This window comes from Streptomyces sp. NPDC016469, assembly GCF_040632905.1.
In the GTDB taxonomy this organism is placed as follows: Bacteria; Actinomycetota; Actinomycetes; order Streptomycetales; family Streptomycetaceae; genus Streptomyces.
Window position 1 is genome coordinate 58,552 of the sequence record NZ_JBEYCQ010000027.1, and the last position, 22,385, is coordinate 80,936.

Annotated in this window: 15 protein-coding genes and 2 pseudogenes; 6 read left to right on the forward strand and 11 right to left on the reverse strand. The window is 71.0% G+C overall.

Annotated elements, in window-relative coordinates:
* The first annotated feature begins 87 nt into the window (after positions 1–87).
* Complete coding sequence (locus ABZ565_RS26985; protein WP_361032030.1) at positions 88–654, forward strand: hypothetical protein; 567 nt, start codon at positions 88–90, stop codon at positions 652–654.
* Between the two features lie 30 nt (positions 655–684).
* On the opposite strand, the gene ABZ565_RS26990 is transcribed toward ABZ565_RS26985, so the two are convergent.
* Complete coding sequence (locus ABZ565_RS26990; RefSeq protein WP_361032033.1) at positions 685–1,908, reverse strand: transposase; 1,224 nt, start codon at positions 1,906–1,908, stop codon at positions 685–687.
* 437 nt (positions 1,909–2,345) lie between these two features.
* On the opposite strand from ABZ565_RS26990, the gene ABZ565_RS26995 reads away from it, so the two are divergent.
* A complete protein-coding gene (locus ABZ565_RS26995) occupies positions 2,346–2,942 on the forward strand; it encodes a TetR/AcrR family transcriptional regulator (protein WP_161206617.1) in 597 nt (198 codons plus the stop codon).
* Between the two features lie 162 nt (positions 2,943–3,104).
* Here the strand turns inward: ABZ565_RS26995 and ABZ565_RS27000 are convergent, their stop codons facing one another.
* The 10 genes and pseudogenes from ABZ565_RS27000 to ABZ565_RS27045 form a co-directional block, all read right to left on the reverse strand.
* Positions 3,105–4,475, reverse strand: a complete 1,371-nt coding sequence (locus tag ABZ565_RS27000) for a cytochrome P450 (protein WP_361032036.1) — start codon at positions 4,473–4,475, stop codon at positions 3,105–3,107.
* Positions 4,472–5,455: a DUF1702 family protein gene (locus ABZ565_RS27005; protein ID WP_361032039.1), complete on the reverse strand. Its 984-nt coding sequence runs from the start codon at positions 5,453–5,455 to the stop codon at positions 4,472–4,474. Before ABZ565_RS27005 ends, ABZ565_RS27000 begins: the two co-directional genes overlap by 4 nt.
* 2 nt (positions 5,456–5,457) lie before the next feature.
* A complete protein-coding gene (locus ABZ565_RS27010) occupies positions 5,458–6,456 on the reverse strand; it encodes a DUF1702 family protein (protein ID WP_361032042.1) in 999 nt (332 codons plus the stop codon).
* 39 nt (positions 6,457–6,495) lie between these two features.
* Positions 6,496–7,041, reverse strand: coding sequence for a flavin reductase family protein (locus tag ABZ565_RS27015; protein WP_161206613.1), 546 nt, complete (start codon positions 7,039–7,041; stop codon positions 6,496–6,498).
* Entirely contained in the window at positions 7,038–7,511 is a 474-nt protein-coding gene (locus ABZ565_RS27020; RefSeq protein ID WP_018105874.1) for an acyl-CoA thioesterase, read from the reverse strand. Before ABZ565_RS27020 ends, ABZ565_RS27015 begins: the two co-directional genes overlap by 4 nt.
* Before the next feature lie 2 nt (positions 7,512–7,513).
* Positions 7,514–13,408 (reverse strand): type I polyketide synthase, encoded by a 5,895-nt coding sequence (locus ABZ565_RS27025; RefSeq protein ID WP_361032047.1) that lies wholly within the window; start codon positions 13,406–13,408, stop codon positions 7,514–7,516.
* On the reverse strand, positions 13,405–14,400 hold the full coding sequence (locus ABZ565_RS27030; protein ID WP_361032050.1) for an enediyne biosynthesis protein: 996 nt from the start codon (positions 14,398–14,400) through the stop codon (positions 13,405–13,407). Before ABZ565_RS27030 ends, ABZ565_RS27025 begins: the two co-directional genes overlap by 4 nt.
* Positions 14,397–16,241 carry a CRTAC1 family protein gene (locus ABZ565_RS27035; protein ID WP_361032053.1) on the reverse strand — a complete coding sequence of 615 codons (1,845 nt, stop codon included), beginning with the start codon at positions 16,239–16,241 and terminating at the stop codon, positions 14,397–14,399. Before ABZ565_RS27035 ends, ABZ565_RS27030 begins: the two co-directional genes overlap by 4 nt.
* A 509-nt stretch (positions 16,242–16,750) precedes the next feature.
* Positions 16,751–16,990 (reverse strand): annotated as a pseudogene (locus tag ABZ565_RS27040) (transposase family protein); the annotation flags it as partial.
* A gap of 19 nt (positions 16,991–17,009) precedes the next feature.
* Positions 17,010–17,657 carry a TetR/AcrR family transcriptional regulator gene (locus tag ABZ565_RS27045; RefSeq protein ID WP_026171889.1) on the reverse strand — a complete coding sequence of 216 codons (648 nt, stop codon included), beginning with the start codon at positions 17,655–17,657 and terminating at the stop codon, positions 17,010–17,012.
* Positions 17,658–17,733: 76 nt separating this feature from the next.
* On the opposite strand from ABZ565_RS27045, the gene ABZ565_RS27050 reads away from it, so the two are divergent.
* The 4 genes and pseudogenes from ABZ565_RS27050 to ABZ565_RS27065 all read left to right on the forward strand — a co-directional run bounded on the left by ABZ565_RS27050 (position 17,734) and on the right by ABZ565_RS27065 (position 21,812).
* Entirely contained in the window at positions 17,734–19,092 is a 1,359-nt protein-coding gene (locus ABZ565_RS27050; RefSeq protein WP_361032057.1) for a carotenoid oxygenase family protein, read from the forward strand.
* Positions 19,093–19,242: 150 nt separating this feature from the next.
* Positions 19,243–19,488 (forward strand): annotated as a pseudogene (locus ABZ565_RS27055) (helix-turn-helix domain-containing protein); the annotation flags it as partial.
* Positions 19,489–19,567: 79 nt separating this feature from the next.
* Entirely contained in the window at positions 19,568–21,130 is a 1,563-nt protein-coding gene (locus tag ABZ565_RS27060; protein WP_361032060.1) for a glycosyltransferase family 39 protein, read from the forward strand.
* 25 nt (positions 21,131–21,155) lie between these two features.
* A complete protein-coding gene (locus ABZ565_RS27065; protein WP_361032063.1) occupies positions 21,156–21,812 on the forward strand; it encodes a maleylpyruvate isomerase N-terminal domain-containing protein in 657 nt (218 codons plus the stop codon).
* Positions 21,813–22,385 lie beyond the last annotated feature (573 nt).

Genomic DNA, 22,385 nt, shown 5'->3' on the forward strand with positions numbered 1-22,385 from the left:
TCGCCGCGTATCCCCCACTCTCCTTCAGGGAAGGCGGCACGCCTTGGCGCACATACCTGCCCCAGTCGATGTACGGAACAGGTCAGCGTGCCCGAACCCCCCGCCCCGTCCTTCTTCTTCAACGGACACGCGCCCCGCCCGCGGAACCTGGTCGCCTTGGTCACGGGCGTCGCCGGAACCTTCACGGCATGCAGCATCGCAGTGTTCAGCGCCCTGGCCCCGCAGAGCGGGGGCGACCAGAGCGGCAACGGAAGCGGCCTCCCCGGGCGAACGATTCAGGCCATGGTCGTCTTCGGCCTTATCGGCGCGATGATGACGTACCTAGGCCTGGTTGCTCTGGGCTTCGTACACGACCCGCTGGCGAAGGTGTCGCGGAAGCACCCCAGCGCGCCCATGCTGTTCACGGGCGGGCTGATCGGCGCCTTCCTCGTCGGGCGCCCCTTCCCGCTCTTCCGGCAGTTGTTCCGGGACGCCGCCGAAAGCCACAACGTGCTGTACGGAGCTGTGGCCTTCGCCTTTCAGAGCCTGGGCAACATCCTCGTCATGGCGGTGGGGTTCATCGTGGCGGGCGTCTTCCTGCTCCTGTACGGGGACGTGCGCATCCCGGCCCGCCGCGACCTGATCTGGTATCCGATCGCGCCCTGGGCAGCCTGAGCCCCGCCGGGTGGCCACACGGCGGTACGCTCACGGTTCGGCCCCCGCGTAGGTCACCAGCATCCGCTCGCGCGGCAGCGGGTGACCGCCGCCCCATGGGACGGCGGAGCTGAGCAGGCGGTGCGCGTAGGCCGCCGACACCAGGGTCATGTGGTGGTGCCACCCCGGATAGGAACGCCCCTCGAAGTCGAGCAGGCCGACCTGTTTCTCCATGTCCCGTACCGCACGCGCCGCGCGGGGCAGCAACGCCGCCAGGCCGAGCACGTCCTTTGTGGAGGTCTCCAGCATGTTGGTGAGCCACAGTTGCGCGGGACAGCCCTTCGCCGTGTTCCGGACCACGAGCAGCCGGTAGGTGCGCAGCGCCGCCCCGGACCCCGTCTCGGGTACGTGGACTAAACAGGACGTCACGGTGCCGGCGCCGAGGTGGCCGGGCAGGGGCACCTCCTCGGTACGGACCTGGAAGCCGGGATCACGCTCATGAAGGCTGTAGGCAGGCAGGACCGGTCCGAGGAAGGATGGGGTGACCGGGCAGTGCGCCATTCGGACGATGCCGGGGACGATCCTGAGCTTGCCGGGCACGGAGACGACGAACTCGCGCCCGCTCCCGTCGAGCCGGCCGATCAGATCGCTCGCCCCGGGTGTGCCCTCCAGGTCGGCCACCACGGGCAGCGGCTTCGACCGGGCGCGCCGGGCGGCGTGGCCGGCCAGCTCCAGTGCGTGCGACGCGAAGGGCCGGGCCCGCGCCGTCTCCGGGATGCGGGTGCGCGCTCGCCGGATCGGGTCCTCGGTCCACGCCCGGGGAAGGAACAGGCTCCAGTTCACCGGGACCGCGGCGTCGTCGGATGCCAGAAAGGCGCCGACTCCCACCTGGCAGGTCACCGAGCGCCCCGTGGACGTCAGATAGCGGCGGTGCACCCCGCAGGAGTGCTGTCCGCGCTTGCGCAGGATGACCTGGTCGATCACCAGTGCCCGCGGGAGCAGGCGCCGTTCGACCCAGCGGGCGAGCTGCTCCCGGACGGGCATCCAGTCCCACGGGCTCGCGTTGACGAACTGCTGGAGCGACTGGGGGGCGGTGGGCGATCCCGAGACCGTTTCGGCAATGCGTCGTACCGATTTCTTTCCCGGTGTATTGAGCAGGCCCTCCAGATAAATGTGTGCCCAACGGCGTTGGTCGGCCCTCGGCAGGTGGTCGAACAGCTCTCTGGCGAACGCGGGCAGCGATGCCTGTGTGAGAGTTGTGGCGGGCGTCTCCATGCATCTCCCCCATATCTGCAAAACCAAGCATTACGGGTCCGGATGGGCGGGCTGTGATGGTCGGGTGCAGCTGTTTCGGTGTCCTGCGGGAATGTTCAGGCACCGGGCGAATTCGAGTCCTTGCCGAGAGCGAATCGTGGAGGGCCACGGCCGAAGCAGCCCTCCATGCCATGCCTCCCATCTCACGTTTTCCGCGTGCTGCAACGACCGTCCAGGGCCTTGCGAGAGGGGTGACGGCAACCCAGGAAACGACATGTACCGAAGTGTTGGACCACCTTGATCAAGCCCCGCTACCGCGATGTAAAAATAAGAGGGGCACCCTCATTTTTTTCCACAGGGGCAACTGTTCCCACTTCGCCACCACGGTACACATCAAGCACCGCACGGAAGTAAGCGACTCGCAAAAATGTGCGAGCCGGAGGATATTTGGAGACATCATGGTGAAACAGGACAGAGCTTTACGGACGCGCACCGCCATCATCCGGGCCGCGGCTGTCGAATTCGGCCAGAGCGGCTACGACGGCACATCGCTCGCCCGCATCAGCAAGACCGCGGGCGTATCCATGGGTTCACTGGGCTTCCACTTCGTGACGAAGGCGGAGATGGCGGACGCCATCCAGGAGGAGGGCGGCCATCTCATCCGGGCCCTCGTGGAGCAGGTGACCGTACGGACGGCGCCACCGCTCACGCGGGTCGCCGATCTCGCGCTCGACCTCGTCCGCCTCTTGGAGACGGAGCCGTCGGTCCGTGCCACGGCCCGTCTCGCCCGGGAACGGGCCGCCCCTTCCGTCTGGCCCAGCAGTTGGCTGTCGGCCGTGCAGGACCTCCTCACCGAAGCCCACACGGCCGACCAACTCCGCAACAGCGCCCCGCCCGGGGACGTCACCTCGCTGGTGGAGCACCTCATCAACGGGGCCGAGGCGCATCTGTACGCAAGACCGGAGACCGAGCACGGACATGAAGGGATCGTGAGGCAGCTCGAACGTGTCTGGAACCTTGCCCTGACGGGCGTATCACGGGAACAACTGGCTTGAACGGCGCCAGCGGACAGGTCCTTGTACCTGTGAAGTGATTTCGAACGAGTGAGGGCCTTCCGGGTTCGGTGTGGATTGCGATATCTGCATGAACAACTAGAAGGCCCTCATGCCGCCCGCCAATGCCGCCCTGGCCGAGACCAGGCAGGAGTCCTCCGGGCGTCAGGCTTTCCACACGGACATCCGCAGGCCCCCGCGTACACGCAGCGAGAGCATCGGCTCGGGCACCACGGACGCGCCCTTCGGCAGCACCAGGCGGAGTTCACGCATGACCATCGCGATGACGAACACCGCTTCCATCATCCCGAGGTGGTTCCCCACGCAGAACCGCGGTCCTGCGCCGAACGGGATGTACGCGTAGCGGGGGCGCTGCGCCCGTCGCCGCCGGTCGAAGCGCTCCGGGTCGAAGCGTTCGGGCTGCTCCCAGAACCCGGGGTGCCGGTGCAGCGTGTAGGGGCACACCACCACGTCGGCGCCCTTGGGAATGCCGTATCCGGCGATGACGTCGGGGGCCTGGGCGATCCGGGAGAGCATCCACACCGGCGGGTAGAGCCGCATGGTCTCCTCCACCACCATGGAGGTGTACGTCAGCCGGTGCAGGTCCTCGTACTCCGGCAGCCGGTCGCCGAGCACGCTGCGGGCCTCGTCGCGCAGCCGCTCGGCCACCTCGGGGTTCTGGTCGATGAGGTGGAAGGCCCAGCTGAGGGTGCTGGCCGTCGTCTCGTGCCCGGCGAGCAGCAGGGTGACCAGCTCGTCGCGCAGCCTGCGCCGCGCGACCCGCGGGTCCTGTTCGGCGTGCACGGATTCGAGCAGCCGGGAGAGCACGTCGTCGGTGTCTCCGCCGGAGCGCGACGCGCGGTCCGCCGCCAGCTTCTCGGTCACCTTCTGCAACCGGGCCCGGGCGGCGCGGAAGCGGAGCTGCTGGGGCAGCGGCAGGAACTGCGGGACCGCCCCCAGGGTGACGACCTCGAACATCGCCTGGTCCTGTACGGCCTCGAAGTCGTGGCCGATCGAGGTGTGGCCGCTCAGATCCTCGTCGAGCAGGGTGCGCCCGAGCACGCCGAGGGTCAGCTCGGTCATCTCGCCCGTGATGTCCACCGGCCCGGTCCCCGTACGGGAGCGCAGCCGGCCGACCATCCGGGCCGCCTCCTCGGCCACGACCTCGGCCTGGGCCGCGATACGTTTGGCCTGGAACGCGGGCTGGATCACCCGGCGCTGTTCCCGCCACAGTTCGCCCTCGCTGGTCAGCAGTCCGTCACCGAGCGCCCGGCGGGCCTGGTGCAGGCCGATGCCCTTGTGGTAGTTCGCCGGGTTGTCGGCGAGCACGTATTTGGCGTAGTCGGGATGGTTGAAGAAGTAGAGCGTCTTGGGGCCGATCGCGACCCGGACGGCATCGCCGTAGCCGTCCGCGGCCGTGCGCATGAGCGCGAGCCGGTCGCGCAGGAGCATGTTGAGCAGCTTGAAGGTGGCCAGCCGGGAGGGGCCGGGAGGGACCCGCCGGGTCCCGGTCGCTTCGGCCTGGGTGGCGGTCACAGGGCCCGGCCCTCCGCGCCGGCGGTGAGCCGTTCGGCGATCCGGCAGCGCCAGATCTCGTAGGCCGGCGTGTCCCGGTCGGCGCCGGGGCCGGGCCGCGACTCGCGGCAGACGGCGACGGCCTGCTCGGGGGTGGTGCCGCACAGCACCTCGGTGGCCAGCGCGGTGTGCGCGTTGTCCAGCCCGGCCTCGACGCGCGCGGTGGCGGCGAACGCGGAGCCCTGGGCGACCCATTGGCGGTGCTTCCCGGACCGCTCCAGGAAGAGCTGAAGTTCCTCCTTGCCGACGCCCCCGGCGTACGTGGCGGCCAGGGCGGCCCCCGCGTAGAGGTCGGCGTGCCGGTTCCCGGGGAACGCGTCGAGCAGAGCGGTGATCCGCTCGACGTCGGTCCCGCCGACGAACCAGGCGGCGCGGCCGACCCCTTGGTCGATGACCCGGTTGGCGTACGGGGAGCGGGGGGCGCCGGGCCAGGTGAAGCCGGGGTCCTGGTACTGCCCGTGGACGTACTGGTCGGTGCGGAAGTACGCCTGGTGGAAGCCGTATCCGTCGAGCGCGAGCCAGCGCAGCAGCGGGTCGGCGAGGTACATCCGCGACCAGCGGAACCGCGGCACCCGGGCCATGGCCCAGCCGACTCCGACGTAGGCCATGTAGGCGTGCTTCGAAGCCTCGCCGGCCAGGAAGCGTTCCACGTGCCGGCTGCCGCCGATCGGCAGCCCGTCACGCACCGCCATCCCCATCGCGGCCCCCTCGTACGCGAACCCGCGGAACTCCGCCGGTACGGTTTCGAGCCCGGCTTCGGCGCCCGCGGTCGATGAGGACGCTGCGGCGTGGGCGTAGCCGGTCAGGAAGGACTCGCCGACCATTTCGAGCCGTTCGCGCGCCTCGGGGCTCTTCTCGTGGAAGCCGCGGGTGGACAGCTTCGTCTCGTTCATGCTCGGGGTCAGCAGGCGGCTGCGGAGCCGGCCGAACTGATTCGCCATTTCTACTCCTCGTGGGAAGGGGTGACGACCGTGCTCAGCCACTGCGTGCGGATGTTCCGGCGCCACAGCTCGTATTGCGGCTCGGGTCCGGTGCCGGTGCGCTCGACCTCGGTGCGGTCGGCCAGGTCCACGGCTTCCTCGATGCCCAGTCCGGTCAGTGCGGACGCCGCCGCGACCGTGTGCCCGGGTACGAAGTCCGCGTAGTGCCGCGCCTTGACGGCGAACACCGCGCCGACCGCGAGGTCCGCGGCGTAGCCGTCCCGGGCGGCCGTGTCCCGCATCCGGGCGAGTTCCGCGGCCGTCGCGCCGCCCGCGAAGGTCGCGGCGAGACCGACGCCGCTCCACAGGTCGGCCCGCCGGTCCTCGGCGAACCGTGCCACGGCCGCGGCCACCGCGGTCGGGCGGCCGCCGTGGATGAACCACAGTGCCCGTCCGATGCCCTGGTCGACGGCCCGCAGGAAGTAGCCGGGGTGCCCTTCCCAGGGGTAGGGCACGGGGCGCTGCTGCTGGTCGACCCAGCGCGCCGTATGGAAGTACGCGAGGTCGAAGCCGTATCCGTCGACGGCCAGCCAGCTCATCGTGGGGTGGAACGGGATGTCGCTGAGGTCGGGCAGTATCTTGCGCCACAGCGGGCGGGGCAGCCGCGCCATGGCGAATCCGATGCCTATGTAGGCCAGGAAGAAGTGCGGGCGGCCGGAGCCGAGGATCAGCTCCCCGGTCCGGTGCCCGCGTATCGCGTCGCGCACGGTGAACGCCATGGCGGCCCCCTCGTACGCGAAGCCCCGCATCTCGGGTTCGACCATCGCCAGCCGCTGTTCCACCTCCGCGGTCCCCCGGGACTCGATGCCCCACTCGAATCCGACGACGACCGACTGGGGGATCATCTCCAGCCGGTCCGTGGCCGGGGTCCGGGTGACGGGGAACTTCCGGCCGGCGAAGGTGACCGAGTGCAGCGAAGGGGCGAGCACGAGCCTACGCAGCGAACCGAGCGGTGTGGCCATCTGGCAGCTCTCCCTTGGTGGTCGGTCTCGGCGGTCCGGTCAGGCCGGCAACTGGTGGAATCCGCCGCCGAAATACAGCAGCGGGTCGTCGGTCTCCCCGCGCCCGATGTCGAGCACCGAGCCCAGGAAGATGGAATGGTCACCGCCGTCGTACACCGCCGCAAGGCCGCATTCCAGCCATGCCTGAGCGTCGGTCAGGACGGGGGCCCCGGTGTGCTGTCCCGGCGTGGAGTCGACCGTCTCGAACTCACGGGAGCCGCGTGGCCTGCCGCGGTCCGCGAAGTACTTGGCCACATCCTGCTGATGGCCCGCCAGGACCGAGACCGCGAACGCCTTCTCGGTGAGGATGGCGTCGTGCAGCGCCGCCGTGCGCTTGACGCACACCAGGATCATCGGCGGTTCGAGCGAGACGGAGGTGAAGGAGTTCGCGGTCATGCCCTGGGGGGTGTCCCGGCCCGTGGTGAGGACGGTGACCCCGGTGGCGAAGCGCCCCAGCACACCGCGCAGTTCACCGAGTGCGAGGTCCGGGCCCGTCGGGTCCGCCGCGGGCGGCGGGCCCACGGAAAGCCGGTCTACGAGGGTCATGCCCCGGCCCCGCTCGTCGTACCGATGAGCTGCCCCTGCCCGGGTGCGGCGTACGGCGCGAGCGCGTTGCGCAGCGCCTCCGGCACCCGTGCCGGGCGGGTGTCCGCGTTGGGGCCGCGCATGCACGCGATCCGTTGCCGGCCCCTGGCCACGAGGTCCTCGGTCCCGTCCGGTCGCACCCGGACGTAGTCGAAGCTGAAGGCCACCTGGGTCTGGGTCAGGTCGTCGAGGCGCATACGGATGGACAGCTCGTCGAACGCCGTGATCTCCGCGAAGAACTCGCAGTCGACCTTGAGGGTGAAGAGCTTCAGGTCGTCTTGGATGTCCGCGAGCACTTCGGGTGCGCGTTCGTGCAGGAACATCTCCCGGCACCGGCCCTGCCATCGCAGGTAGTTGACGTAGTAGACGTTGCCGACCAGGTTGGTGTCCTCGAACCCGACCAGGTGGCGGTACTCGTAGTACGGCGACATCGTTAGTCGTTCCTCTCCACGGGCTGGGCCATGAGCGCGAAGACGACGGGCTCACCGACCCCTTCCAGGGATGTCGGGAAGGTCGCGATGCGGGCCTCTCCCGAGCGCAGCACCACCCAGTGCTTCTCGGCGTCGGGTGTGCTGTCCACCGTGAGCGCGGCGACCGCACGTCCGCTCTTGCGCAGGCACTCGACCGCGCTCCACACCCGGGTGGCCGCGACCGACGGCTCCTCGTGGTGCTCGGCCGCGATCAGTCGGGCGAGGGCGGTGCCTTCCGCTCCGAGCATCCCCGCCCACTCCTCCGGGGAGCGGTGCTCGGCCTGCTGTACGTCGCAGGCCACCGGTGCCTCGCTGGTCACCACCAGGGTCACCCCCGCGCCGTGCGAGGCGGAGATCCGCGGTCCGCCCGCGATCTCGGGCCTGCCGTCCGGGCGGTGGTCCACCGTGGTCCGGCGGCCCAGGGCCCAGCCGGCGGCCTCCGCGGTGGCCTTCCGGCGGGCGGTCAGCCCTTCCCCGGGTGCCTCGCCGTCGGGCCGGACGACACACCGTACGGCCTCGGGCAGGAGCCTTTCGGCGCGCCGCTCCAGGTAGGGGCCGAGCAGGGCGGGCTGCCAGGGACCGGTGCCGTCCTGCTTGCGGACCGCCTGGAGGACCAGACCCTCCCAGCGTTCGACCAGGGTGCCGAGCTGGTCGCGGACGTCGAGGTTGTAGACGTACGTGTCCCCGTTGCGCGATCGCTCCCGCGCGTGCAGCGTCACCTGCTTGTCGCCGCGCGCGGCGGCGGGGTCCGCCAGGTGGAGGCGTTCCACGCTCACCGGGAGCAGCGTGGCGTCCGGTACGCAGCACTGGATGGAGTGCATCAGCGCGTCCCGTGTCCCCGGGTCGGCGAGGACGAGTTCGTCGGGCAGGTGCCGGGCGAACCAGGGGAGGGTGGCCATGTCCGCGATCTCGGCGACACACTCCTTGGCGGCCAGTTGGCGGTAGCCGGCGAGGCGCTGGAAGCGCGCCCCCTGGAAGAGGACCGGTCCGTAGAGGTCCTGTGCGGGGTCCAGCGGGATGCGCGGTGCGTCGTCGGATACGGGGACGGGCCCGGCGTCCTCCGGCTCCGGGCGGTCGTAGCGGAGCGTGGCGCGGAAGTGGTCGGCCTGGAAGCCGGTCTCGCTGCTGCGGATGACGGCCTTCACGGCTCCGGGGCTCTCGGCCAGCACCGCGACCTTGATGGTGGTCCGGCCGTCCGGGGGTACGACGATCGGGCGGAGGAACTCCATGTCCTCAAGGACGGGCGCGCCCTCGAACCCGGTGAGCGCCGCGGCCGCCTGGGCCATGGCCTCCATGCCGAGCACCGCGGGGAACAGCAGGTCGCCGTCGAGCTCGTGGTCGGACAGATAGGGGTCGTCGGAGGCGCTGAGATCGGAGTCGACGACCAGTTCGATGCCCGGGTAGTGGGCCTGCGGGCGGTCCACGAAGCGCATGAGCGGCAGGTCGGCGGTCTCCAGGGTCAGTGTGGGCAGGCCGCCGGCCCGTCCCATCACCACCAGGGCGGACGGCGTCCGCCCCTCGGCGAGCAGTTGCTTGAGCATGGCCACGCCGTCCTCGGTGGGGATCGGCTCGATGCCCTCCCGGACCAGCGACTCCAGCACGCCGAGCCGTTCGCCCATTCCGGCCCCGGACCAGACGGACCACTCCAGTGCCACACAGCGGCAGTCGGGGTAGTCCTCCTGCACCCGCAGGGTCAGGTCCGTGAGCCAGTCGTTGGCGGTGGCGTAGTCCCCCTCGCCGCGCAGCCCGGCCCGGCCGATGATGCTGCCGAACGTCAGCAGGAGACGCAGGGCGGCCGGGTCGACGGCGGTGAGCACGTTCTCCAGTCCGGTGATCTTCGTGGCGAGCGTGCGGCGGAACGACGCCTCGTCCAGGTTGGCGAGGGCGTGCGGTTCGTTGCGGCCGGCTCCGTGCAGCACGGCGGTGACCGGCCCGAGCGCGTCGCCGATCTCGGCAACCGCCGCCTTGACCTCGTCGCCGGAGGTGACGTCGGCGCTCACGTAACGGAAGTTGACGCCCGCCGCGGTCATCCGGCGCAGGTTGGCCCGCAGTTCCGGGTCGGTCGCCGGGTCGGACCGGCCGAGCAGGCCGACTCCGGCTCCGGTGCCGACGGCGAGGGCGAGGGCGCATTCCGCCGTGATGCCCTTGCCGCCGCCGGTGACCAGCAGGACGTCCCCGGCCCCGAGCGCCTGCCCCGCCCCGGCATCCGCGTCACGCTCACCGGCCGGGGAGGCATGGGGCAGCGCGCGGAGGACGGGTACGGTGCGACGGTCGTCGCGCCCGTAGTGGACCTCGCTGAATCCGCCGGTCGCCGCGACGTCGGTGACGATGCGGGCGCTCAGTTCGCGGGCGCGGTCGGCCGGCATGTCGTCGGGCAGCGGCAGGGTGACAACGGTGGTCGCGATGTCCGGCGCCTCCAGGTGCAGGGTCTTGGCCAGACCTGCGGCGCCGCGCCGGTCCCCCACCGCCAGGAAGCGGGAGGCGCCGCGGGAGAGCGCGGCACGGACGGCGGCGATCATCAGCGGGGTGTGGTTCTCGTCGCAGTCCCTGGGCAGGCACAGCAGCACGCCGCCGCCGAGCCCCGCGGTGGACAGCGCCTCGTGGAGCGCGGGCGCGAGCGGGTGCCGTTCGGATGCGAACAGTTCCCAGTCCCCGTGCCCGGCGGACCCCCGCACGGTGGCGGGGCCCGGCTCGGTGGGCACCAGATCGATGGCGAAGGCGCGCACCCAGGGGGCGACGCCCTGGGCGATCCGGGACTCCTGCGCCCCGTCGTCGGCCTCGCCGGTCTCCCGCAGCCCGTCCAGCAGGCCCGCGAGCTCGGCCAGCGTGGAGGTGGCGAACGCCGTGGTCACCATGGGGGCTGTGATGCCGAGTTCCTGGGCCGCGCGGTTCATGATCTGGGCCACGGTGATGGAGCTCAGATGCAGTTCGTCGAGTGGGTTGCTGTGCGGGTTGACCGCTTCCAGGGGGAGTTCGGCACGCTCCGCGGCCAGCCGCAGGACCACCGAGAGGCTGTCGCCTCCGCCGCCCGTGGCGTCTGCCGTGGTCTCGTCCGCCTGCGCGGGGGCGGGTGGCTCGTCCACGCGTACGTCGGTGAAGCGCAGGTCGACGTCGGGGGTGGACTCGGCCGGGCTGGCGAAGAAGCGGAACTCTTTGTCCAGGGGCAGTGGCCGGGTGAAGCGGCCCCGGAACAGTGCGCCGGACTCCAGGCGCGCGCCGAGGGCGTACGCGGCCGCGGCGGCGGTCAGCAGTCCGGACAGCGAGGTGCTGTCGGCGTCGAGCGAGACGACGGGCACGCCGGGCGCGATGTCCTCGGCCAGTCCTCGCAGGATCTTCCCCGGGCCGACTTCGAGCAGCAGGTCGACCTCGGCGGACAGGGCCCGGACCGCTTCTGCGAAGCGCACCGGCTGGCGCACCTGCCGGGTCAGCAGCTCCGGCACATCGGTGTCGGCCGTGACCTCGTCGGCGGTGACCGTCGAGATCATGCGGCGGGCCGGCGGGGTGAACTCCTGGGCCCGCAGGAAGGTCCCGAGGGCTTCGGCCGCGGGGGCGACGGCCTCGGAGTGGAACGCGTGCGAGACGTTGACGGCCGCGGTGCCCAGTCCCCGGGCGGAGGCGGCGGCGCAGACCCGCTGAACGGCGTCGGCGGGGCCGGAGACCACGGTCTGCCGGGGGCCGTTGTAGCCGGCGATCACGACCGGTTCACCGGCCAGCAGCGGTTCGACGTCGTCGGCGGGGGCGGAGATGCCCGCCATGCCGCCGCCGCCCGCACTCGCCGCCGCCATGAGCCGGCCGCGCTCCGCCGCGATCCGCAGCACCGAGGCTTCGTCCGTGGCTCCCGCCCAGTGCAAGGCGGTGACCTCGCCGAGGCTGTGACCGGCCGCGCCCACCGCCTCGATGCCCAGGTCGGAGAGCACCCGCAGGGCCGCGAGGGAGGAGGTGACGATGCGCGGTTGGGCCACCGCCGTGTCGGCCAGGTCGCCTTCGGCGGGCAGCGGGTGAGCGCGGTACAGCTCGTCGACGGCTGCGAAGCGGCGGCGCAGCGCACCGCCGTCCGCGCGCCGGCCGGCTCCCTGGCCGGGGAAGAGGAACCCGATGCGGGCCTGTGGCGAGGCACCGCCGAGGAACACTCCGCCGTCGATGTCGAGCGCCGACCGGGCCCCGCCGTCCAGCAGCGTGAGGAGCTTGGTGAAGCGCTTTTCCGCCTGTTCCGGGGTGGCCGCGACGACGGCGGCCCGGACCGGCCGGCCGTCGAGGTCGCTCTGAAGGGTGGCGGCGAGGTCGCCCAGTTCCGCGAAGGACAGCTTCTGGACGAAGGCGGCCAGGTGGGTGGCCTTCCCGCGCAGCTCGGCCGTCGTCTCGGCGTCGAGCAGCAGCAGTTCCGTGTCCTGCCGTGACCGTACGAGCTGCCGGGTGACGCGGCCGACGGCCTCCTTGCGTACTCCGTCGGCGTGTTCGACCACCACGTGGGCGTTGATCCCGCCGAATCCCATGGAGGAGACACCGGCGCGGATGGGGGCGCCCTCGGGCCACAGCTCCGCGTCGCCGGGGACCCGCAGGGCCGGCCGGTCGCCGGTGAGTTCGGGGTGCGGGTCCACGTGGCTGGTCGCGGGCGGGATGACCTGGTGGCGTACGGCGAGGATGGCCTTGATGAGTCCGGCGACGCCTGCCGCGGCCTTGGTGTGCCCGAAGTTGCCCTTGACCGTGCTGATGGCGGCGGGTTCCGTGTCAGGGTCGGCGGCGCGGCGTGCTTCCGAGAAGGCGCGCAGTTCGGTGGCGTCGCCCACGGCCGTACCGGTGCCGTGGCCTTCGAAGTAGCCGACGGTCTCGATGCCGAACCCGGCGGCGGCGTAGGCCCGCTGGAGGGCCAGGCGGTGTCCGCTGGCCTCGGGCCGGGTGATCCCTCCCCGGCCGTCGGAGGAGTAGCCCCAGCCGGCGACGTTGGCGTAGCGGAACCTGCCCTGCGCGACGGCGTCCCGGTCGCGCATGAGGACGAGCATGCCGCAGCCCTCACCGGGCCAGAAGCCGTTGGACCCGCGGTCGTAGACGCGCATCTCACCGGTGGCGAGGGCGCCCGTCTTGGCGAAGCCGATGACTTCGAAGGGGTCGATGCTGAGATCCACCCCGCCGACCACGGCCACGTCGAGCCGGCCGTCGGCCAGGGCGTCGCACGCGGTGGCGACGGAGAGCAGCGACGAGGAGCAGGCCCCGTCGACGGTGAACCCGCCGCCCTTGAAGTCGAAGTGGTTGCAGATCCGTCCGGCGATGGTGTTGGCGAGGCCGCCGGCCAGGGAGTCCTCACCGATCGGCGGGAAGGGGCTCTTGTAGCGCTCCTCCAGCTCGCCCAGGAACTTCGCCAGCGCGTCGTCGTCCCAGCCCTGCTCGCGCAGTGCGGCGCCGACGGTGCGGCGCACGTAGGGCCAGCGCAGCCGCATCAGGTTGGCCCTGCTGAATTCGCCGGTCAGGGTGTTGCCGAGGATGACCCCGGTGTTGAGGTCGCCGAGCCCTTCGCCCAGCGGGAATCCCGCGTCCTCCAGGGCCCGGGCGGCGGTGTCGAGCGCGAGCCAGTGCGTCATGTCGGTGGCGCGGAAGGTGCTGCCCGCGACGCGGTATTTGACCCGGTCGAATGCGAAGCCGTCGATGACGGCGGCCTTGCTGGAGTAGAAGCGGTCCGGGGCCGCAGGGTCGGGCGAGTAGTAGTCCTCGGCGCGCATGCGCTCGTCCGGCAGTCTGCGGAAGGCTCGCCGGCCGGCCAGGACGTTCTGCCACAGCTCCTCGTGGCTGTCCGCATCGGGGTAGCGGCAGGCCATACCGACGACGGCGATCCCGGCGGGCTGCGTAGGGGGGGAGGACGTCATGCGGCCACCGCCTCGATCGTGGTCTTGTCGTCGAGAGCCCGGCTCGGGCCGCCGGCTTGGCCGCCCCCGGAGATCCCGGACGCCTTGCGGCGCTGGATGAAGTGGGCGACCCACCAGCCGATGCCGCGCAGGGCGCAGACCGCGGTGGTGGCGAAGAAGAGGGTGTAGACGACGTTGAAGAGCATCATCACGCCGTAGACCATGGCGACCGACGACCCGAACATGAACTGGTTGCGCCCCTTGGTGGGGGTGGTGCCCGGGTCGGTGATCATGTAGTTGGTGAAGAGGATGAAGGCCACACCGCTCATCGGTCCGAGCGCGGAGGCCAGGGCCACGTCCCAGAACCAGTGCCGGATCAGGGCCTGGATCACGAAGGCGCCGAGCCAGCCGACGATCAGCGCGGTCCGCTTCGTGAGCGCCGTGTTGATGATGGTTCCGGCGGTGGCGATGATCAGCGGAATCGCCATCCGGATGAATGTGTCGGCGTTCTCGGTGAACTCGTAGGGTGGCGCGATGCTCACCCATGATCCGAAACAGACGAGCGCGAGAGTGATGCCGAAGTTCGACGGATTCATGAAGTGCCGCATACGGCCCGCGACGGGTGCCTGGAGAGCGTGCTTGCCCGCGACACCCACGAACACGCCGAAGAGAATCGGCAGAATCTGATTGTTCGCGAACAGCAGCATGTTCACGGCCAGCGCGGTGATATGCGAGGGCAGCAGGAACTCGTAGAGTCCGCGGAATCCCTTGCCCTGGTAGCGCGGCGAGCGGCGCTGTGCCCAGGAACTCAGCAATTCCAGGAGGATCTCGGTCACATATCCGGCGACGATCGCGATGATGGGCCACAGCCACGGCTGCTCGAAACCGAGCACGGTGTAGCCGAGGATGTTGAACACGCTCATCGAGATGGCGAAGTTGCGCAGCGCGAGGTAACGCGGGTCGCGCTTGGCCGCCGGCGGGGAGCCGGCTGGGGGAGAGGCGACGTCGGTCATCGGTTGGCAACCTCCTGCGCGGTGTCGGTCAGCATGAACGTGTGGGTGCCGGGGGTGAGCTTCTGGGTGGTGCGGTGCCTGCCGCCGTCCGCGTCGCGCCAGGAGAGCTCCACGGTCGCCGGACCGGTGTGCGTGCCGAGCCCGAAGTGCACGTCGAAGCTGCGGAATCCGCTGTGCCCGCCGCCGCCGTCGAGGTGGGAGATCTGAGTGCCGGCGGACGTGGTGACCTTGACCGTGGCGCCGTAGGCCGGCGCGCCGATGTTCGCGATGCCCTTACCTGCGTCCTTGTCCGAGCCGGTGGCCGGCCGGTACAGCCGCAGGCCGAGGTACTGGCCCTTCGCGGGCGCCTCGTTGGCGTAGAAGGCCGGCGGGCCCCATTGCCGCGCGACGGCGAAGTCGAGCGTTCCGGTCCCGGTGGTGTCGCCGGTGGCGAGTGCCCTGGTCGGGATCTCGACGTCCAGACCGAGCTGCTTGGAGACGTTGGCGTACTTGCCGCTCTCGGTCTTCGCGTAGAAGCCGAGTATGTCGTCGCCGGCGATGTCGTCACCGGGCTGGACGTTCGGCCACATCCTCGGGTTGGACAGCAGGTTGTCGTTGGCCATGGCCATCTCCTGAAGCCAGGGCCAGCGGTCGATCTTGCCCTTCACGAAGCCGGTGGCCTGAAGGATCGACAGCTCACCGTTGTTCAGGAAGTCGGCCATCTTGGTGTCCCAGCCCCAGCCGGTCCACGCGACGCCGTGCTCCTGAGCCTCCTGCTTGAACGGTGCCTCGCCGTCGGCCAGCTTGCGGGCCATCTCGGCCCCGTCGCGGGTCTGGTTGATCCAGAGGAAGTTGCTCTCCTCCAGGCCCCATGCGGCGGTGATGTTGCTGACCATCATGTCGAAGCGGCCGTTGTGGTCGACGTCGGCGAAGTCGACGCCCATGCCCTTGAACGAGCCCTTGCCGAGCACGAAGGACTTGGGTGTGGTCGGCGTGCGCTTGCCGGTGGCCTCGGTGAACTCGATGTGCCCGGGCGTCGAGCGGTTGTAGAGCAGGTGGTCGTGGCCGAAGTCGTCGGCGATGTACATCTCGGGCAGATCGTCGCCGGTGAGGTCGGCCCCGGCGATCGCGAGAGTCCAGCCGGTGGATGCCTTGTAGGGGATGGCCCCCTTCTCCTCCACGAAGGAGACACCGGGTTCGTCGCCGGTGGTCGCGTCCGTCCAGCGCATGACGTGGTCGCCGCCGGCGTTCTTCGAGTTGGACAGCGAGTCGTTCATGCCCACGTTGTCGAGACCGTTCGGGTCGAGCACGTCCGAGTCCCGGAAGTAGTTCCCCACGACGACGGACGGGTGTCCACTGCCGTCCAGGTCACCGACATACAGGGCGTCGGTGTTCCAGCGGGGGCCGTGGTAGGCGCCGTCGGCGCTCTTCGACGGCACCACCTCCCGGGCCACGTAAGCGTCCGGCGACGGGGTGGTCGCGCTCTCCTTGGCCATGAAGGCGATCGGAGTGCGGCCCCAGTATGAGACCAGCAGGTCCATCCTGCCGTCACCGTTGAAGTCGCCCGGGGCGCAGCCGGTGGGCGCCATGGCGTCATCCATCGGAAGCGGGGACCCGTCGAGGACGAACGGGGTGAACCGGTCCTCCTTGACGGCGTTCGGCGTGTATGTCACGACGACCTGGTCTGTACGGGTGTCGACGATGCACATGCCGTCGGCCTTGCCGTTGCCGACCAGGTCGTTGATCGCGATACCGGCACCCACGGATGAGATCCAGGACCGGATCTTCTCGTACGCCGGGTTCACCTTGCGGACCGTATTCATCGGTTGCGAGTTGTAACCGGGTGGCAGCGCGATGGGCATTTCCTGGAACTTGTACTTTGCGGCGGCCTCGTCACCGCCCGCCACTGCGACGGAACTCCGGACCGCAAAGAACAGGGACGCGGCCACCAGCACCGTCACTACACCTGGCGTTATTCTGCGAAAGCGTTCGCGTTGATTCATCGCACTCCCCCTCACTTACCACAAAGAGCTGGACGGCTTGTCCTGCACGGGTTCGCGTTCCGAGAATGAGCGACGGCAGCGCGCACTGCCTCTCCGACATTGCTTGAAGCGGGTCCGGCCTCGGCGGACTACTCGATGTCGGCGTAAGAGAGCATTCTCGAAGGAGGTTCATCGCGGGAGAAGCCGTGACGCCGAGTCACGGATTTACGCGAACGTGCTGTCCACGCGGTCGTACGGTCCCGGCGGCCGCGCTGCCCCTAGGTCGTACTAGGGGTTGTCCCGTAGATGATCTCCGAGTCGCGCTCGACGGGGTCGATCGCGGTGGGGCCGCTCGTCTATCCGGTGAGGGCGAGGTTGTACATCCGGGCGAAGACGTGCTCGACACGGGCGCGGACCTGCTTGTGGGACTTGTTGTGTTCCTGCAGGCAGGGTAGGACTTCGCCCTTGCGCCGGCGGTCCGGCCCGAGGCGGTCGACGACGCGGTCCGCCGCCGACTTGGACACCCCGCACAACGGCGCGAGCTGCCGGATCGTCAGGTCCGTCCGCCAGTAAGCCGCGACCCGCAGGGCCAGGTCCTCCAGTGGAAGGCTCCACGGCCGGCCTCTGCGGGCTGAAATCCGCACCCCCTTAGGGGGCGTCCGTGCCGTCGCAGCTCTGCCTCAGCGCGGCGGCCACCGTGTCCCGGGCCGCGCCGACGCTCACGAGGAGGCCGGTGAGCTGGGCCTCGAAGCAGACGTTCGCGTCGTACGGCTCGACCAGGTAGTCGCCGAGTTCGAGCGTCACGAGACCGTGCAGCGCGACCCACAGCTGATGGGCCACCAGGTACGCGTCCCCCGGGTGCAGCCGACCCGTCTCCATGCCGCGCTCCACCGCCCGCACCAGGACGTTGAGGGTGTAGCGGCCGTGCTGGCGGTCCTCCGTGGTCAGCGAGAAGCCGCCCAGGACGGCGCCCCCGAACATCACCCCGTAGAGGTGGCGATGCTCCAGCGCGTTGCACCGGTAGGCCACCCCGAGGGAGCAGATGTCGGTGACCGGGTCCGACGACTCCGGCACCTCCCGCAGTCGCCGGTCGAGCAGCCGGAAGCCCTCCTTGACCATGGCCCTGACCAGGTCGCTCTTTCCGCCGAAGTGCGTGTACACCGCCGTCGTTGAGGCACCCACCGCCGCGGCGAGACGACGGGTCGACAGCGCGGCGGGACCCTCCTCGGCGAGGAGCTGTGCCGCGGCTTCGAGGAGTTGTACGCCAAGAGCGGGATTCGCTGTCCGTGGGCTCACGGTTGACATCCTGCCATGCCGGTGCAACGCTGCCATAACGATGTTACGTAACAGCGATTCGTGAGGATGGACAGCAATGCCCACTCATCACCGGCACAGCACGTCACATCTGCTGAGCAGCGGCTACCGGCCGGTTCGCGAAGAGGTGACCCTGCCCTTCCCCGCGGTGAGCGGACAGCTGCCCGCCGAGCTCGACGGCACCTTCCTGCGGATCGGCCCCAACGCGCTGGACGGCCACGACCCGGCCGTCGACCACTCCTTCGCCGGCGACGCGATGGTGCACGGCCTGCGGCTGCGCGGCGGCCGCGCCGAGTGGTACCGCAACCGCTGGGTGCGCACGGACCGGGTGGCACGCGCCCTCGGCGAACTCCCCGCGCCCGGGCCGCGTCACGGCCTGTCGGACAACACCAACTGCGCGATCGTCCGGCACGCCGGGCACACCCTCGCGCTCGCCGACGGCGGCGCGCTGCCCACCCGGCTCGGCGACCGGCTGGAAACGCTCGACCGGGTCGACTTCGACGGCACCCTGCCCGGCGGCTTCAGCGCCCACCCCGTCGTCGATCCGCTCACCCAGGAGATGCATGCGGTGGCGTACGAGCCGGGCCGCCCCGGGGTCGACCACCTGACGCTGGACGCGTCGGGGCGGGTACGCCGACGCGAGAACATCACGGTGAAGGACACCCCGATGATGCACGCCTTCTCGCTGACGGACCGCGAGGCAATCATCTACGACCTGCCGGTCACCTACGACGCCCGGGCGGCGGCCGCGGGTTCACGCGTCCCGTACACCTGGAACGACAGTCATGAGGCTCGCCTCGGCATACTCCCCCGGGAGGGCACGGACGCCGACGTGCGGTGGATGAGCATCGCCCCGTGCTTCGTCTTCCATCCCGTCAACGCGTACAGCCGTGGCCGCCACATCGTCATCGACGTCATCCGCCACGAGCGCGCCTTCGACCGCGACCCCCTGCATCCCAGCGAGTCGGCGCCCACCCTGTGGCGCTGGACCGTGGACCGGGCCGGCGGCCTCGTGACCGAGGACCGGCTGTCCGGCGAGATCCAGGAGTTCCCCCGCATGGACGACCGGTACGCGGGCTCCCCGTACCGCTACGCCTTTACGGTGGAGCTGCACCCGGACCGGGGCGCCGCGCTTGCCGGGCCCGCGCTGCTGCGCCACGACCTCGTGAGGGGCCGTGTCGACCGGCACCGCTTCGGGCCGGGACGCGAGGGCGGCGAAGCGGTCTTCGTACCCCGCTCCGCCAATGCCCCGGAGGGAGACGGCTATCTGCTCAGTGCCGTTTTCGACACCGCCTCCGGCACCAGCGACCTCGTCGTCATCGACACCGCGGACTTCACCGGGTGGCCGGTCGCCGTCGTACGGCTGCCGGTGCGCGTCCCGCACGGGTTCCATGCCGAGTGGGTGGCCGGGAGCTGACGGCGAGGGCAGGGTTGGCAGACACCCGCCGCCACAAGGGCCAGGTGGCAGTCGAACTCGGGCGTCCCGGCAGCCGGCCCAGCGCACCGAGTTCCTCGTGGTGGCCGTCGGCTCGTCCCACTGGACGCGCTGTGGGGCCGTGAGGCGTCCCGGATCCGCGAACGCTTCCGCTCCCAGCTCGGCCTGCCGCCCAAGCGCGCGGCGACCACCCTGGTCCGCTTCGACCACGCCGCGCACCGCCTGGTCGCGGGCGAGCGCCCGGCCCGGGTGGCCGCCGACGCCGGATACGCCGACCAGTCCCACCTGCACCGCGACGTCATGGCGTTCACCGGGCCCACCCCGGCGACGCCGGCCGCCGAACCGTTCCTCGCCGTGGACGACCTCGCCCGGCCCTAGGGTGTGGGCGGCCCGCAGCGCACGGGCCGCCCGGGCTGCGGACGACGCCCGGGATGCCGGCACCCGGGGGACGGACGACATGGCGGACGAGACGGACACACCGGCACCGGACACGGCAGCCCCGACCACACCCGCACGTGACACCGCGAGCCACCCCCTGACCCCGCCCGACCGCCGCGTGCTTCTCGTCGCCGCCGGGGTCTTCGTCCTCCTCATGGCGCTGTCCACGCGCTACGGCTTCCACATCGACGAGCTGTACTTCCTCGACAGCGCCCGGCACCTTCAGGCGAGTTACGTGGACCAGCCGGTCCTGGCCCCGCTGCTGGCGCGCGTCTCGCTGGAGCTGTTCGGCGTTTCGGAGGCCGGGCTGCGGCTCTGGCCCGCGCTCGCCGCGGCGGGCACGGTCGTGGTGGGCGGGCTGACGGCGCGGGAGCTCGGCGGCGCCCGGCGGACGCAGCTCCTCGCGGCGGTCGCGACCGCCGCCATGCCCGCACTCCTGGGCGGCGCGCACCTCGCCAACACCACGGCGTACGAGGTGCTGGCCTGGGCGGCGATCGCGCTCGTGGTCGTACGGATCGGCCGCACCGGCGACACCCGCTGGTGGCTCGCGGCCGGGGCGCTCGTCGGCATCGGCGCCGAGTTCAACCACCTCGCCGGCATCTTCGGGATCGTCCTGGTGGCCGCCGTCCTGCTCGGCCCGGCCCGGCGCGCGGTGGCCGACCGGTGGCTCCTGGCGGGGGCGGCGCTCGCCGTGCTGCTCGTGCTGCCGGACCTGTGGTGGCAGGCGCACCACGACTGGGCCATGTTCGAGATGACCCGGGCGCTCAACGAGAAGAACGGCGGCCCCGGTCACATCCCCACCTGGATCGTCGGGCAGCTCGCCACGGCCGGGTTCGCCACGGCGGTCCTGTGGTTCGGTGGCCTGCGCTTCCTCTGGCGCTCGGGGCGGCCCCTGTGGCAGTGCCTGGTCGCCGCGTACGCCGTGCTGTTCGTGGTGTTCGCCGTGACGACGGGCGCCCAGATCTACTACCTGGGCGGGCTGTACGTGTGCCTGCTGGCGGCCGGCGCCGTCGGGCTCGACGGATGGCTGCGCGCCCGCCGCGACCGCATGCGCTCCCTCACGATCGCGACCGCCGTCTCCACCGCGGTGCTCGCCGTCATCGTCCTGCCCGTCCTGCCGCCGGGCGCGGTCGCCTGGACGTACGGCGTCAGCACCAACACCGGGGAGACCCTGGGCTGGCCCCAACTCGTCGGCACCGTGCGCGAGGTGTGGGACGGCCTCCCCCAGGAGCAGCGCGCCCAAGCGGTGATCTTCACGGCCGATTACGGAGAAGCGGGCGCCATCAACGAACTCGGGCGCGGCACCGGCCTGCCGCACGCCGTGAGCGCCCACAACACCGACTGGTGGTGGGGCCCCGGCGACCCGGCCGCCACCACGGTCCTGGCCGTCGCCCCCGGCCCGGAGCACGCCCCCGGCTACGAGGCCCAGCTGCGCCGGTACTTCCGGCACGTCACCGTGGCCGCAGGCCTCACCAACCCGTACGGCATGCACAACGTGGAATGGGGCGGACACGTCTACGTCTGTACGGGGCCGCGCCACCCCTGGGCCGAGATGTGGCCGCAGCTGCGTCACTACGGATGAGGCACGCACGCCCTAGCGTGGGCCCATGCATTCCTTTTCGCGTTCCTGGACGGCGCTGCTCGACGCCGTGGCCGGTCTTCCCGACGAGGATTTCGACAAACCCTCGGGCTGTACGGGGTGGCTCGTCCGGGACCTGGTGTTTCACCTGGTCATCGACGCGCAGGACGTCCTGATCACCCTGGTCACCCCCGCCGACGAGCCCGCCACGACCGACGCGCCCGGCTACTGGACGCTGCTCCCCGAACCCCCGACGGGCGACGACCCGCTCGACGCCCTGATCCCCCGGCTGGCGGCCGCGTACGGCGAACCGCGCTGGCTCAAGCACCACATCGACGACGTCGGCACGGCGGCCGTCCGCGCCGCCGGTCTCGCGGACCCGGCCGCCCGGGTCCGTACGCAGGACATGGTCCTCACGGTCGCCCACTACCTCTCCGCGTACGTCCTCGAAGGCACCCTGCACCACCTCGACCTCGTGGCCCACCTGCCCGCCGCCCCCGGGCCGCCCGCCGAGACCCTGGCCGTGGCCCGGACCGCGCTGGAGGCCGTCGCGGGCGCCGCGTTCCCCGCCTCGCTCACGGACGCCGACGCACTGCGCACCGGCACGGGCCGCAGCACACCGACCCCCGCGCAGACGGCTGACCTCGGCGACCTGGCGGCACGGCTCCCGCTGATCCTGGGCTGACACGCCCGAGTGACGCCCGGTCAGGTACACCGAGCGCAGCTTGAGCCGTTCCGATGTGGGCCGTCCGTGCGGGCCCAGGGTCCAGGAGTCGCCGGTGCAGTCGGTGCCGGTGAACACCATGACCCACTCGGCGGTCTCGTTCTGCGGGGCGTAGGCGGGCTCGGAGCCCCGGGTGTCGGCGACCTCGGGGAGCGTGACGCAGCCGGGGCTCTGGGGATCGTGCAGGGTGACCGTGCGGGGCATGCCGTCGAGCCCGGCGTACGTGTGGAGAAGTTCCCCACGGCGGCGCTCGCGGACCCCGGCTGCGCGGCGAGGAGAGCGAGCGCGCCGAACGCGGCGGCCGCACCATGACGAAGCCTCATGTGACCCATGTCGACTGCACCCGTACCGATCCGGGCACGTAGGCCACCCCGACGCCGGGCCCCGGCGAGCTGCCGGACCCGCAGGTCCCTTCCCTGAGCCCGGCCCCGGGACGCGCGAGGTCACCCGGGCGGAGCCGGGCGTAACGATTCTTCGTACTCCAGGAAGGAGCGGCCTTCGAAGTCAAGAAGGCCGAGGTCGTCAGCCATCGTC